Genomic DNA, 12,984 nt, shown 5'->3' with positions numbered 1-12,984 from the left:
AGCACCTCACCCCCTGAGGATATTTGTGCCGAACAGAAAGCGGGTTTCCGGATTTGTTTAGCTGCGGGCCTCTCGGATCAGGCGCAGGATGTCTTTGGCGGCTTCGGGGATGTTGGTGCCGGGACCGAAGATCGCTTTGACGCCTGCATCATAGAGGAACTGGTAATCTTGCTGCGGGATAACACCACCACAAATAACCAGAATATCGCCAGCCCCCGCCGCATTTAGCGCCTGCACCAGTTTGGGCGCCAAAGTTTTATGGCCAGCCGCTTGTGAAGAAATGCCGATGATATGGACGTCATTGTCGATAGCATCTTGGGCGGCTTCTTCGGGGGTTTGGAACAAGGGGCCGACATCTACGTCAAAGCCGATATCGGCAAAGGCCGTGGCGATGACTTTGGCACCGCGATCATGGCCATCCTGACCCATTTTGACCACCAGCATCCGCGGGCGACGGCCTTCGGTCTCGGCGAAATCTTCGACATCTTTTTGGATTGCGGCAAATCCAGCATCGCCTTCATAGGCGGCGCCGTAAACGCCGGCCAAGGTTTTTACCTCGGCGCGGTGCCGACCAAAGCTTTTTTCCATTGCCATACTGATTTCTCCTACCGAGGCGCGGGCGCGGGCAGCGTCAACCGCTGCGTCCAACAAGTTGCCACCTTCGGACGCGCGGCGGGTCAGTTCGGCCAGCGCAGCATCACATGCGGCTTGGTCACGCGTAGCCCGCATTTTGTTCAGGCGTGCAATCTGGCTTTCGCGGACTTTAACATTATCAATGTCAAGAATGTCGATCGGGTCTTGTTTGTCGAGCTTGTATTTGTTGACGCCGACGATCACCTCTTCGCCTCGGTCAATCATCGCTTGGCGGCGGGCGGCGGATTCCTCAATCCGCAGCTTCGGCATACCGGTGGCGACCGCTTTGGTCATCCCACCCATTTCCTCGACTTCTTCGATCAGCTTCCATGCCTCGTCGGCCAATTGCGCTGTAAGGCTTTCTACATAATAGCTGCCTGCAAGCGGATCGACGACATTGGTGACGCCCGTTTCTTCTTGCAAAATCAATTGGGTATTGCGGGCGATACGGGCCGAAAACTCGGTCGGCAGGGCGATAGCCTCATCCAGCGCATTGGTGTGCAAACTTTGCGTGCCGCCCAGTGCCGCCGCCATCGCCTCATAGGCGGTGCGGACAACGTTGTTATAGGGGTCCTGTTCCTGCAAACTGACGCCCGAGGTTTGGCAATGGGTACGCAGCATCAGGCTGCCCGGCTTTTTCGCGCCAAACTCGGTCATGATGCGGTGCCAGAGGAGGCGGGCGGCGCGCAGTTTGGCGGCCTCCATAAAGAAATTCATACCGATAGCGAAAAAGAACGACAAACGACCGGCAAAGGCATCGACATCCATGCCGCGCGCTATCGCCGTGCGCACATATTCACGGCCATCGGCCAGCGTATAGGCGAGCTCTTGCACCAAGTTCGCCCCGGCTTCCTGCATGTGGTAACCGCTGATCGAAATCGAGTTGAATTTCGGCATCTCAGCGCTGGTATATTCGATAATATCCGCAATGATCCGCATCGACGGTTCTGGCGGGTAGACATAAGTGTTGCGGACCATGAATTCCTTAAGAATGTCATTCTGAATGGTGCCGGACAGCAGCGCGCGGTCAACGCCTTGTTCCTCACCCGTCACGATGAAATTGGCCAGAATCGGGATAACCGCGCCGTTCATCGTCATGGAAACGCTGATTTTTTCCAGCGGGATGCCATCGAACAGGAGCTTCATATCTTCCACGCTGTCAATCGCCACGCCAGCCTTGCCGACATCACCTTCGACGCGCGGATGGTCACTATCGTAACCGCGATGGGTGGCCAGATCAAAGGCAACAGACACACCCTGTTGCCCTGCCGCCAGTGCCTTGCGGTAAAAGGCATTCGATTCCTCGGCCGTTGAAAAGCCCGCATATTGACGGATGGTCCAAGGGCGCCCCGCATACATCGTGGCCCGCACGCCACGTGTAAATGGCCCCACCCCCGGCACGCCGCCCATATGCGGCAAGTCCGCGACATCGGCCTGAGTGTAGAGCGGCTTTACCTTGATACCTTCCAGCGTATCCCAAGTCAGCGTTTCCGGATCGCGACCTTTCAGCTCTTTTTGCGCCAAGGCCGCCCAGGTTTTCGTTGCATCACTCATGGGTTTTTCCCTCACTTTGGCCAAAGGACATATCCTTTGACGATCTTACTTTGGTTTGCGGCCGATACATCCTATATCAAAGGAGAGGAGACCGTATGAAAAGACTTCAATTTCTTGTTCTGGCAGTGTTTCTGCCGTTTTCCGCCGCAGCACAGGAGGCGCCGGTACTGCCGTTGTTTGACGCCCCCGGCGTGACAATGGCCGAATTTTTGTGGCTCAAACGCCCCATCGTGGTGTTTGCAGACAGCCCAAATGACCCCGCCTTTGCCAAGCAAATGGAATATCTAGCCGAACAACCGCAGGCTTTGATCGATCGTGACGTGGTGGTGATTGTAGATACCAGCCCTGCGGCCGACTCGTTCTTTCGGCAAAAACTGCGCCCGCGGGGGTTTTCGTTAGTGCTGATGGACAAAGACGGCGGGATTGAAATTCGCAAACCCCGTCCTTGGGATGTGCGCGAGATTACGCGCGCGATCGATAAATTCCCATTGGCGCGGCAAGAAATGCTAGAGCGCTTTCCGAGCGGCCGGTAGGCCCCTTCCCCCGCAGCTGCGGTGCATAGATTGGGGGAAAGGGCGGGCACCTTATTCGAACTCCATGATGATTTCGTCCACTTTCAGGCTTGCCCCTGCAGCGGCCTTGATCAACTTGATCACGCCTTTTTTCTCGGCGCGCAGGATGTTTTCCATCTTCATCGCCTCAACCGTGGCCAGCGCTTGGCCTTCTTGTACCTCATCCCCTTCAGCCACGTTGATTTTGACAATCAAGCCCGGCATCGGGCACAGCAGGAATTTCGACGTATCGGGCGCGACCTTTTCCAGCATAAAGCCTGAAAGCTCGGCCTGACGCGGGGTGCGGACATGGCAGGTAAACTCGGCCCCGCGCAGCCGCAGGCGAAAGCCCGAAGGTACTTTGCCGACTTTCATCACCAAAGGCGTGCCGTCAACCATCAGGCGGGCCAGAGGCTGGCCCGGCGTCCAATCGCTTTCCACCCGCATCGCGGAGCCATCGGCAAAGCGCACGGTCGATCCATCTCGATCAGCGGCAATCGTCACGTCATGCGCCTCGCCTTGCAAGGCGACATTCCAGTCGGTACCGACTTTACGTTCGTGGTTGTCCATCGTGCCGGTAATCCGCGTACGACGAATTTCGGCAACACGGTTCATCGCCGCTGCAGCCGCCACGACACGGCGCGAAAGGGCAGCATCCAGTGTCACACCGCTAAAGCCGTCGGGATATTCCTCGGCGATGAAAGCAGTCGTAATATTGCCAGACACAAAGCGCGGGTGGTCCATCACGGCCGAGCAAAACGGCAGGTTGTGGCCAATGCCCTCAACCTCGAACGTGTCCAGCGCCAGTCGCATTTCTTCAATCGCATCGGCGCGGGTCGGGCCCCATGTGCACAGCTTGGCAATCATCGGGTCGTAGTACATGCTGATTTCGCCGCCCTCAAACACGCCGGTATCATTGCGCACGATGCCCCCTGCTGCGGTTTTACCCTCAACTGGTGGCCGATAGCGGGTCAAACGGCCGATCGAAGGCAAGAAACCACGATACGGGTCTTCGGCGTACAAGCGGCTTTCCATCGCCCAACCGTTGATTTTCAGGTCGGATTGCTTGAACGGCAGCTTTTCCCCATCGGCCACACGGATCATCTGCTCGACCAGATCAACGCCGGTGATCAATTCGGTCACTGGATGTTCCACCTGCAAACGGGTGTTCATTTCAAGGAAGTAGAAATTCCGCTCGCCATCAACGATGAATTCCACCGTACCGGCTGATGTATACCCCACGGCCTGGGCCAAGGCGCAGGCTTGTTCGCCCATCGCTTTGCGGGTTGCCTCATCCAAAAACGGGCTTGGTGCTTCCTCAATCACCTTTTGGTTGCGGCGCTGAATAGAGCATTCGCGCTCATGCAAATATACGCAGTTGCCGTGTTTATCGGCCAGAACCTGAATTTCGATATGGCGCGGCTGGGTTACGAATTTCTCAATGAAAATACGGTCATCGCCGAAACTGTTTGCCGCCTCGTTTCTCGACGACTCAAATCCCTCTTTCACTTCGGATTCGTTCCATGCGATCCGCATCCCCTTGCCGCCGCCGCCGGCCGATGCCTTGATCATCACCGGATAACCGATTTCGCCGGAAATTTTCACCGCCTCTTCAGCATCGGCAATCAGGCCCATATAGCCCGGAACGGTAGAAACCCCTGCCTCCATCGCCAGTTTTTTCGACGTGATCTTGTCGCCCATTTTCTCAATCGCAGGCGAAGGCGGGCCAATAAATACAACGCCCTCCTTTTCCAGCGCAGCAGCAAAGTTCATGTTTTCAGACAGAAACCCATAGCCCGGATGCACCGCTTCGGCCCCTGTCTGGCGAATGGCTTCCATGATTTTATCAATCACGATATAGGATTGGTTGGCAGGTGCCGGGCCGATATGCACCGCCTCATCGGCCATGCGCACATGCAGCGCGTTGCGGTCGGCATCGGAATAGACCGCAACTGTTTTAATGCCCATCGCGCGGGCCGATTTGATAACACGGCACGCAATTTCACCGCGGTTGGCAATCAAGATCTTCTTAAACATAGCAGCCCTTTCTCGGATGCGCGCGCAAGGCGCGGAAAAACAAAAAGACCACCCGGGGAGTTACCCCGAATGGCCTTGTGGAATTGGAACTATAGCTATTGAGCGACGCAATCAGCCCTAGCTTGGCGCCAACTTTAGTTGGTGCAGCCTGCAGTGCCCGGAATGTAGCACGAACCGACACCGGCAACCGCGCCAATAAGCGCACCTTGGGTTTTGCTGCCACCGGTTGCATCTGCGATAACCGCACCGGCAGCGGCGCCACCGATTGTGCGCACAGCAGCGTTATTGGCTGGCGAATTAGGGTTGCTAACGCAGCCAGCAAGGGCCAGCGCGGCACCTGCCACAAGAAGAAGGGTCGTTTTACGCATACTGCAAAGCCTCGTGTTAGGATTTTAATTACGTGCAAGTTTAACGTCTCACACGACAAAAGAAAGGGGAAATTCACGCGATTTGCAGCGGCAAAATCTGGCCTATTCTTGCGGCCCGCGATTTCACCGCCGGCTACCAAAGAAAACCCGCGCAACCCACTGATAACAAATCCAAACCTTGCCGACCTGCGGGGCGAAACACTGCGTGTTTCTGACCGAAGCCGACAGGCAAAAACTTGCCGAGAATGGATTGGATTGCGCGAGAACATGCCTATTCGTCCTCATCATCCCAATCGGCCCAGTCGTCCACATTTTCAGGTGGGGCATCGGGCGCGAAAACCTTGGGAAAGGCCGCTTCGGCGATTTTTACATTTATTTTCAGCAATGCGTCATAGCTGGCCGGATCAAACGGGTCTTCGGCAGGAACGACCTCGCGGCCGAACAACCATGACAACCGGCCTGCATCAAGATTGCCGCGCTCAAATGGCTCTTCGCCGAAATGTTCCCAAAGGGCTTTCATAAAGCCCTCATCAGCCGCACGATCTACATTCGCGCGGTCGCGAAAACGCTCACGGCGAACAATTTTCGTGGCACCGTCCTTATTGGCACGGCGGATCACAAATTGATAATCTGTTGAGGGAAGACGGCCGGGGAAACCACGATGCTTGATCATGCTGCACCCCCAATCAAAGCCGGTGCAAAAAAGAAAAGGCCGGGCGTAGCGCCGAATGCGCCAAGCGCCCGACCTAGGATATTACTTGTATTTGCCGGTGTAGACTGGCTCTTGGGAAACAGCTTCTTCAACGTAAACTGTTTCTGGCTCTTTCTTAGCGCAAGCTGCAAAGAAAGCGATTGTGCAAAGTGCAAGAATTGCTTTGGTGCTGTTCGACATCCTCGTCTCCTGTATTTTTGTGGGGTCGGCGTGACGGATTGTCCGACAGTACGCGCCCAGTGCAAGGTATCGGCCGCTTGGGTTCGGCCAGAGTCAACAATACCCGTTCGTTGCGACGAAGGACATAGTTGTTTATTCAAGTTGTACGCCTGTGGCATGGCTACATCATGGATCGGCAACAAATCGCCCATCGCTGCTATATATAGTATGTTCATTAATAAACCTCCCATATGCAGGCATCGTTCTGAATGCTGTAGGCTTCGAAAAACTGGGTCGCATCCGGGTCTGCTTCGCCAAATGGCACTGCAACATCCGAAAGCGAAATGATGATCTGGTCCGGTTTATCCGCACTTTGCTCAACCTGCGGCTTTACGAATGTTTCGCACAAATAAAGCATGTCTTTCGCTGCAGTTTCATAGTCGATCGTGCCACCGTCGCGCGCGATTTGCGGCGCGGTAAAGCGAACACGCAGCAACAGCGACTCGCCCTCTTCCCAAAACACATCCTGCAGGCTGATAGGCTGGCCCGACGGTACTGCGAATGTTGTCACCCCTTCTGCAGAGGTTCGCCAAAGTGTTTCCAACGCCCCCCGCATCATAAGAACGCCTCGCAAGAAGAGGCACGGCGCTTGCGGCTATGCGCCGCCGCCTGTGCAAAGTGATAGATCAAGGGCATGATAGCTCCGCCAAATAGGATTACAGCGGGATGTTATCGTGCTTTTTCCAAGGATTTGAAAGCTTCTTACTGCGCAAACTTGCAAACGCCCGTGCAACACGGCGCCGCGTCGAATGCGGCATGATAACCTCGTCAATAAAACCCTTTTCCGCAGCAACGAACGGGTTGGCAAAACGGCTTTCATATTCCTTGGTACGTTCGGCAATCTCTTCCGCCGTTTTACCGCGATAGATGATTTCAGTGGCCCCTTTGGCCCCCATCACCGCGATTTCGGCAGTAGGCCACGCATAGTTGAAATCACCGCGAAGGTGCTTGGAGGCCATAACGTCATAAGCGCCGCCATAAGCCTTGCGGGTGATCACAGTCACTTTCGGCACCGTCGCCTCGCCATAGGCGAACAACAATTTCGCGCCATGCTTGATCACGCCGCCATATTCCTGGCTGGTACCGGGCAAAAAGCCGGGCACATCAACCAAAGTCAGAATCGGAATTTCAAACGCATCGCAGAAACGCACAAACCGCGCGGCTTTGCGGCTGCTATCGATATCCAGGCACCCTGCCAAAACGGTTGGCTGGTTTGCAACGACACCCACCGACCGCCCTTCGATGCGGATGAAGCCAGTGATGACATTGCCGGCAAAATCGCGCTGAATTTCAAAAAAATCGCCCTCATCCGCCAGCTTCAGAATCAGCTCTTTCATGTCGTAGGGCTGGTTCGGGTTGTCGGGAATCAACGTATCAAGGCTGTTTTCAATCCGCGCAGGATCATCAAAAAACGGGCGTGTCGGGGCCCTTTCACGATTGGACAGCGGCAAAAAGTCGATAAGGCGACGGGTTTCGGCCAGCGCCTCGACATCGTTTTCATAGGCCCCGTCGGCAACGCTCGATTTCTTGGTGTGCGTACCCGCGCCACCCAGTTCTTCGGCGGTAACCACCTCATTCGTAACGGTTTTTACCACATCCGGGCCGGTCACGAACATATAAGAGCTGTCTTTGACCATAAAGATAAAATCGGTCATCGCCGGCGAATAGACGGCCCCACCCGCACACGGCCCCATGATAAGGCTGATCTGCGGCACGACGCCACTTGCCATGATATTGCGCTGGAACACTTCGGCATAGCCGGCAAGCGAAGCAACGCCTTCCTGAATACGCGCGCCGCCTGAATCATTGATGCCGATCACCGGCGCACCATTTTGCAGTGCCATATCCATGATCTTGCAAATCTTTTGGGCGTGCGTTTCGGAAAGAGAACCGCCAAAAACCGTAAAGTCTTGGCTGAATACATAGACTTGGCGGCCATTGACCGTACCCCAGCCTGTAACCACCCCATCGCCCGAGGGACGGTCTTTTTCCATGCCGAAATCGGTGCAGCGATGGGCCATGAACATGTCAAACTCTTCAAAAGAGCCTTCATCCAGCAGCAGCTCCACCCGCTCACGTGCAGTCAGTTTACCTTTGGCATGCTGCGCATCAATACGCCGCGCGCCCCCGCCCTGCCGTGCAGTTGCGCGCCGATCTTCAAGCTCTGCCAAGATATCTTTCATGCCGCTCTCCTCCAGATTTACCGCGCAACCTATCCAAATCCGTTGGATGCGCAAAGTAAAAACGAGAAAATTTGCAAATCTATTAGCAACACATGTTAGGAAAATGCAAAATTGCAAACTCTTTTATATGCCCGAATGTCTGATGCGCCCAACAATGGGGCGGCACTGCTTTGCGTCAGTTCTGGTCCTGCCTGGGATCAATATTTGCTGTCGCGCAGGTCTGAATAATTAGCCTGAAACACACACGCACTTTGCGTGAGTACGCACCCGTTCGCCCAAAGCGAAGCGTTGGTCGCTTTGGTACTTGATCGGGTTCAGGTCAGGCCTGATCTTCAACGCAACGCAACGCAACGCAACGCATCGTCCGGCAGGTGCAGCCGTGTTATGCCAAAGACAAGATCACATCAAATCTCACGTGCAGATAAGGTTCACTCACCTTGCCCGACAACGCCATGCCTTCGGGGAAATCACTGCTTGGCTTTTTGTGATAGGTCATCACCAGATCATCGCGCACGCCAAACACAGTGTCTTGGTCAAGATAGGGGTCATCGTCAGGGAAAATCTCGGTCACGAGCGTGCGATAACCGGGGGCTGTGACGATGTAATGCAGGTGTGACGGGCGCCATGGGTGGCGGCCTGCTGCATCCAGCAACTCGCCCACGGGGCCATCACTGGGCACCGTATATTCAACCGGCCGCACCGTGGTAAAACGGAAATGACCGGTCTCGTCAGCGGTCATCAGCCCGTGGAAGGAATGGATATCCTGATCGGGGTCTTGGCTGGAATACATACCATTCGGCGCAGTTTGCCAAATGTCGATTTTGGCATGTGGAATCGCCTCGCCATCGGTGCCGCGCACCTGGCCCTCGACCAGCAGTACCGTACCGCCGTAATCGCGGCGCATATCGCCGCCCATTTCCAATGGCGGCGGGTTAGACACATGGAATGGCCCCAGCACCGACGAAGACGTGGCAGCAGGATTGGAATGCATCATATCCACCAGCGACGACAGGCCTAAAACATCGGAAAACAGCACAAATTCATTGCGTTCCGGCGTGGTAATCCGGCCTGCATGTTCCAGCATCGCCAAACCTTTGCGCCATTCATAATGGGTCAGGTTCACCTCGCGTGCGAAATCGTGAATATGGCGCGCCAAGGCCACAAGAACCTCGCGGGTGCGGGGGTCGGTATCCTTGCCGAAATAGGCGGCGAAGACCTCGGTGATATTGTCGACGGTGACGTTGCGCATGGGCTAAACTCCTAGTTCAAAAGGGCAAGGCTAAGGCTTGGGAAGGCGATCAGAATGACCAGCACAATCAGCATGACAAAGGCAAAGGGCAACGCGCCCATGAACACGTCTTTCAACGAGATGCGGTCATCGTTCAGCGTGGATTTGATGACAAAACAGGAAATGCCAAGCGGCGGGGTCAGCAACCCGATTTCGGCGCCAACGACCGTGATGATACCGAACCAGATCAGCGACAGGTTCATCGCCTCGACCATTGGCAGGAACAACGGAACAACAATCAAGATGATCGAGGCAGTATCCAGCAGTGTACCGAGAAACAGCATCAGCAGCACATAGAGGAACATTACCACCCAGAACGACGCCGCATTGCCCGCCAGCAAATCCTGAAGCTGGTTTGGCAAGCCGGCCATGCCAAGCATCCGGCTATAGATTGAAGCGGCGGTAATCAGGAACAGGATCGAGGCCGTGATATGGCCGGTTTCCAGCAACGCATCCCAAAATGCTTTCACCGACATTGACCGGCGCACCAAAGCGATCAGCAGCGCAACCAGCGCCCCTGTGGCCCCCGCCTCTACCGCCGATAGCCAGCCGGTATAGATGCCACCCAGAACGACTGTAATCAGGCCAAGTGTTGGCAGGGTTTTCGACGCGATCTCACGCCCCGACATCCATTCGCTGTCTTCGACAACACGGCCACCGACGAAATTCGGGAAATAGCGCGCCATGAACCAGATCGCAGCAACATAGGCGACGGCCAACATGATGCCGGGAATAACGCCTGCAAGAAACATATCGCCGACGGATTGCTCGGTCACAAAAGAATAGACGATCAGCATCGCCGAGGGTGGAATGATCATCCCCAGAACCGAGCTGCCCGCAACCACACCCACGGCAAAACGCGGGTTGTAATCCTGCGCGATCATCTGCGGCACCGACACTTTGGTAAACACCGATGCCGAAGCGATGGACGACCCTGTAACCGCAGCAAACACCGCGTTCGCACCCACCGTGGCCATGCCGATCCCGCCTTTTACGCGGCGAAAACGCATCGTCATCACTTCATAGATATCTTTGCCCAACCCCGCCTTGGAGACGACAAGCCCCATAAAGGTGAACAGCGGGATTGTCGCAAAGGAATATTCCATCGCGCTGTCACCCACCGCGATTTTCAGCAGGTTCAGCGCCAGCGTGAAGTTGTCGCGCAAAATCCAGATCGAAACGAACGATACCACGCCCAGCGCAACCGGAATGTAGACGCCAGAATAAATCAAAAAGATAATCGCGATGACCGAGATCAGGCCAATTTCAATAGGGCTCATAGCTTTGGCTCGTCATGTTCTGGGGCGCGGATCAGTTGAGGCCGGTCTTGCGCAGTGATGACTTTGATTACGAACAACAGACAAGACAGAGCCGTCCCCAAGGCAATGACCAGCTTGACCGGCCACCAAGGCAGAGTGAACAGGCCCGGCACGCCGAAATAGTCTTGGGTGTTCCACATGTGCAAGAATTCGGGAAACATGATGTAGGCTATCAGACCCATAAAGATCGCCGATACCGCGTTGATGATGCGCCGGGTATTGGCCGTTAAACGGGGATGCCTTGCATGCAGCACATTCAAAAACCCGTCCGATCGCGTCAGCCGATCGACGCGTACCACATCAGCCAGCTGCAAGAACACAATCATCACGACCGAGAATTGCACTATTTCATAAGTGCCCTTTATCGGTGCATGAAAAACGCCGCGCGCGATCACATCGACATTCAGGATAGCCACCAGAACCAGCACCATTAAGGTGCCCGCGGCATTGGCAGCAATCGCAATGGAATTGGCGACCCGAGACAGGCCAACCAGCATGTGCTTTAGCATAAGTCTTCCTCTCTCGGGTCAGCGCAGGTTTACGGCTTGGACCAGTCACGCGCGCCGGTGAAACCATCGGCTGCCAACTTGGCAAGATAGGCATCCAGCATCGCTGTCCCCGGCTCGCCCGCTGCGTTCAGCGTTGTCGCCAGCTCTTGCGCTATGTTTGGCATGGCATTGGCCCAGGCAGCGCGGTCTTCGTCCGACAGCACGACAATCTTGCCACCCGCAGCAACGTAATCCGCCTCGGATTTCGCGGCAATATCCATGGCAAGACCGGCAAGATGGTCACGGTAATCAATGGCCACAGCCTTCAGAACGTCTTTCACCTCATCCGGCAAAGCATTCCAGTAATCGGCGTTAACGGTGACGGTTTTTGAGTTCACAGCGCCCAAATCGGCCTTAAGCATATAGGGTGCCACTTCCGAGATTTTGAAAGTTGCGGCCGCTTCGGGCCACAGCAGTGCGGCATCGACCAAACCGGTTTGCAGCATGTTATAGAAATCGGTCAAACCACCAACCACACCGGCAGCATCCTTGATCCCTTCCAGATAGCGTAGGTTCATCCCCGCACCGGCAACCTTTAGCCCTTCAAGATCCGAAACCTTAGAGACTTCCTTGGCAGAAAAGACCTGATAGCTATCCAGCACGACGCCTGTCGCCAGATACACTTGGTTCTGCGCGGCAAATTCATTCTGCATCGTTGGAAATTCACGTGCGATTTCATCAATCGCCTTGGCAACTGCGCGGGCATCTGACGATACGAACGGCGTGACCGCAGCAAGGCCTTGGCTCGGCAGCTTTGACGAATGGAAAATCGTGGTGACAATACCAATATCACCCAGCCCCAGCTGAATACCCTCGAGCACACCTTTGGGTTTTACAATCGAGCCGCCATAGTTTTCTTGCCAGTCCATGACGTATTTGCCGCTTTCGGCAAGACGGCGATCAACCTCGGGAATAAAGAAATTGCTGAATTCCCGCACCCAGAGCGAGCGATCAGGATAGCCATCGATAACAACCGCACGGATTTTCTCTTGCGCGGCAACAGGCATCGCTGTCATCGCCACCAAGACTGCGCCGATCAGGCTGCGTTTGGTCCAATTCATCATTTCTATATCCTCCCAGATAGTGGCCATATGGCCTGTTATTAAGGTTTAGCTTTCGACCTTTACCCAATTCACCGTCAGGGCCGTGCCTGCAGCCGTAAACAGCTTTGCGATGGCGCAATACTTGGCAGTCTCAGCCCCGACATCCACAAGCTGCGCTGCTGTTGCAGGGCCAGTGCAGGCGACGGTCAACGTGATCTCGGGGAAAGGCACGTCGATCTCTTCCTCCATCAACACGCCGCGCCGATCAAACTTGCAGTCCGCGTCGATGGTGATTTCCCCCAAATCAACCCCCAAACGCTTGGCGTTCTTGTGGCCAATGACATTGGTGCAGGCAATCAAGGCCGCCAGCGCCATTTCTGTCGGTGTGGCCCCCAGATTGGTCCCGCCACGTTCCAGCGGTTCATCAACCACCACCGTCAAATCTCGCAGTGGAATTTCGGTGCGCGCATGGGTTGGGCAGGCCGCTTTGGTGCGGTAGGTCACCACGGTTTTCATCTTGATCGCCATA

Annotated in this window: 13 protein-coding genes; 1 reads left to right on the top strand and 12 read right to left on the bottom strand. The window is 55.3% G+C overall.

Going from position 1 to position 12,984, the window contains the following annotated elements; genetic code table 11:
• Window positions 1–57 precede the first annotated feature (57 nt).
• Complete coding sequence (gene scpA, locus AKU79_RS11070; RefSeq protein ID WP_050523660.1) at window positions 58–2,187, bottom strand: methylmalonyl-CoA mutase; 2,130 nt, start codon at window positions 2,185–2,187, stop codon at window positions 58–60.
• A gap of 95 nt (window positions 2,188–2,282) precedes the next feature.
• Here scpA and AKU79_RS11065 point away from each other — a divergent pair, with 95 nt between their 5' ends.
• Window positions 2,283–2,720 carry a DUF4174 domain-containing protein gene (locus tag AKU79_RS11065; RefSeq protein ID WP_050523659.1) on the top strand — a complete coding sequence of 146 codons (438 nt, stop codon included), beginning with the start codon at window positions 2,283–2,285 and terminating at the stop codon, window positions 2,718–2,720.
• 51 nt (window positions 2,721–2,771) lie between these two features.
• Here AKU79_RS11065 and AKU79_RS11060 read toward each other — a convergent pair whose 3' ends face one another.
• The 11 genes from AKU79_RS11060 to AKU79_RS11015 all read right to left on the bottom strand — a co-directional run bounded on the left by AKU79_RS11060 (window position 2,772) and on the right by AKU79_RS11015 (window position 12,983).
• A complete protein-coding gene (locus tag AKU79_RS11060) occupies window positions 2,772–4,775 on the bottom strand; it encodes an acetyl-CoA carboxylase biotin carboxylase subunit (RefSeq protein ID WP_050523658.1) in 2,004 nt (667 codons plus the stop codon).
• A 134-nt stretch (window positions 4,776–4,909) separates the two neighbouring features.
• On the bottom strand, window positions 4,910–5,143 hold the full coding sequence (locus AKU79_RS11055) for a hypothetical protein (RefSeq protein WP_050523657.1): 234 nt from the start codon (window positions 5,141–5,143) through the stop codon (window positions 4,910–4,912).
• Window positions 5,144–5,414: 271 nt separating this feature from the next.
• Window positions 5,415–5,816 carry a hypothetical protein gene (locus AKU79_RS11050; RefSeq protein ID WP_050523656.1) on the bottom strand — a complete coding sequence of 134 codons (402 nt, stop codon included), beginning with the start codon at window positions 5,814–5,816 and terminating at the stop codon, window positions 5,415–5,417.
• An 81-nt stretch (window positions 5,817–5,897) separates the two neighbouring features.
• The gene (locus tag AKU79_RS19505; RefSeq protein WP_197087298.1) at window positions 5,898–6,035 is read right to left on the bottom strand and encodes a hypothetical protein; all 138 of its coding nucleotides are present in this window, start codon (window positions 6,033–6,035) and stop codon (window positions 5,898–5,900) included.
• A 214-nt stretch (window positions 6,036–6,249) separates the two neighbouring features.
• Window positions 6,250–6,585 carry a DUF6497 family protein gene (locus AKU79_RS11045; RefSeq protein WP_231580154.1) on the bottom strand — a complete coding sequence of 112 codons (336 nt, stop codon included), beginning with the start codon at window positions 6,583–6,585 and terminating at the stop codon, window positions 6,250–6,252.
• 145 nt (window positions 6,586–6,730) lie between these two features.
• Entirely contained in the window at window positions 6,731–8,257 is a 1,527-nt protein-coding gene (locus AKU79_RS11040) for an acyl-CoA carboxylase subunit beta (protein ID WP_050523655.1), read from the bottom strand.
• 382 nt (window positions 8,258–8,639) lie between these two features.
• Window positions 8,640–9,506, bottom strand: a complete 867-nt coding sequence (locus AKU79_RS11035; RefSeq protein ID WP_050523654.1) for a dioxygenase family protein — start codon at window positions 9,504–9,506, stop codon at window positions 8,640–8,642.
• 11 nt (window positions 9,507–9,517) lie between these two features.
• Window positions 9,518–10,825, bottom strand: coding sequence for a TRAP transporter large permease (locus AKU79_RS11030; RefSeq protein WP_050523653.1), 1,308 nt, complete (start codon window positions 10,823–10,825; stop codon window positions 9,518–9,520).
• Window positions 10,822–11,373: a TRAP transporter small permease subunit gene (locus AKU79_RS11025; protein ID WP_050523652.1), complete on the bottom strand. Its 552-nt coding sequence runs from the start codon at window positions 11,371–11,373 to the stop codon at window positions 10,822–10,824. The genes AKU79_RS11030 and AKU79_RS11025 overlap by 4 nt, the downstream gene beginning before the upstream one ends.
• Before the next feature lie 29 nt (window positions 11,374–11,402).
• Window positions 11,403–12,476 (bottom strand): C4-dicarboxylate TRAP transporter substrate-binding protein, encoded by a 1,074-nt coding sequence (locus AKU79_RS11020; RefSeq protein ID WP_050523889.1) that lies wholly within the window; start codon window positions 12,474–12,476, stop codon window positions 11,403–11,405.
• A gap of 45 nt (window positions 12,477–12,521) precedes the next feature.
• Window positions 12,522–12,983 (bottom strand): OsmC family protein, encoded by a 462-nt coding sequence (locus AKU79_RS11015; protein WP_050523651.1) that lies wholly within the window; start codon window positions 12,981–12,983, stop codon window positions 12,522–12,524.
• Between the last annotated feature and the right edge of the window lies 1 nt (window position 12,984).

Origin of the sequence: Pseudorhodobacter wandonensis (genome assembly GCF_001202035.1) — a bacterium.
Classification (GTDB): Bacteria; Pseudomonadota; Alphaproteobacteria; order Rhodobacterales; family Rhodobacteraceae; genus Pseudorhodobacter; species Pseudorhodobacter wandonensis.
Note: the sequence above shows the minus strand (reverse complement) of the source record. Positions and strands in the feature narration are given on the sequence as shown.

What these genes read in the sequence shown, in the direction of transcription:
- AKU79_RS11065 (WP_050523659.1), top strand. Translation starts at nt 2,283, where the DNA reads ATGAAAAGACTTCAATTTCTTGTTCTGGCAGTGTTTCTGCCGTTTTCC.
- AKU79_RS19505 (WP_197087298.1), bottom strand. Translation starts at nt 6,035, where the DNA reads ATGTCGAACAGCACCAAAGCAATTCTTGCACTTTGCACAATCGCTTTC.
- AKU79_RS11020 (WP_050523889.1), bottom strand. Translation starts at nt 12,476, where the DNA reads ATGATGAATTGGACCAAACGCAGCCTGATCGGCGCAGTCTTGGTGGCG.
- AKU79_RS11060 (WP_050523658.1), bottom strand. Translation starts at nt 4,775, where the DNA reads ATGTTTAAGAAGATCTTGATTGCCAACCGCGGTGAAATTGCGTGCCGT.
- scpA (WP_050523660.1), bottom strand. Translation starts at nt 2,187, where the DNA reads ATGAGTGATGCAACGAAAACCTGGGCGGCCTTGGCGCAAAAAGAGCTG.
- AKU79_RS11050 (WP_050523656.1), bottom strand. Translation starts at nt 5,816, where the DNA reads ATGATCAAGCATCGTGGTTTCCCCGGCCGTCTTCCCTCAACAGATTAT.
- AKU79_RS11040 (WP_050523655.1), bottom strand. Translation starts at nt 8,257, where the DNA reads ATGAAAGATATCTTGGCAGAGCTTGAAGATCGGCGCGCAACTGCACGG.
- AKU79_RS11055 (WP_050523657.1), bottom strand. Translation starts at nt 5,143, where the DNA reads ATGCGTAAAACGACCCTTCTTCTTGTGGCAGGTGCCGCGCTGGCCCTT.
- AKU79_RS11030 (WP_050523653.1), bottom strand. Translation starts at nt 10,825, where the DNA reads ATGAGCCCTATTGAAATTGGCCTGATCTCGGTCATCGCGATTATCTTT.
- AKU79_RS11035 (WP_050523654.1), bottom strand. Translation starts at nt 9,506, where the DNA reads ATGCGCAACGTCACCGTCGACAATATCACCGAGGTCTTCGCCGCCTAT.
- AKU79_RS11025 (WP_050523652.1), bottom strand. Translation starts at nt 11,373, where the DNA reads ATGCTAAAGCACATGCTGGTTGGCCTGTCTCGGGTCGCCAATTCCATT.
- AKU79_RS11015 (WP_050523651.1), bottom strand. Translation starts at nt 12,983, where the DNA reads ATGGCGATCAAGATGAAAACCGTGGTGACCTACCGCACCAAAGCGGCC.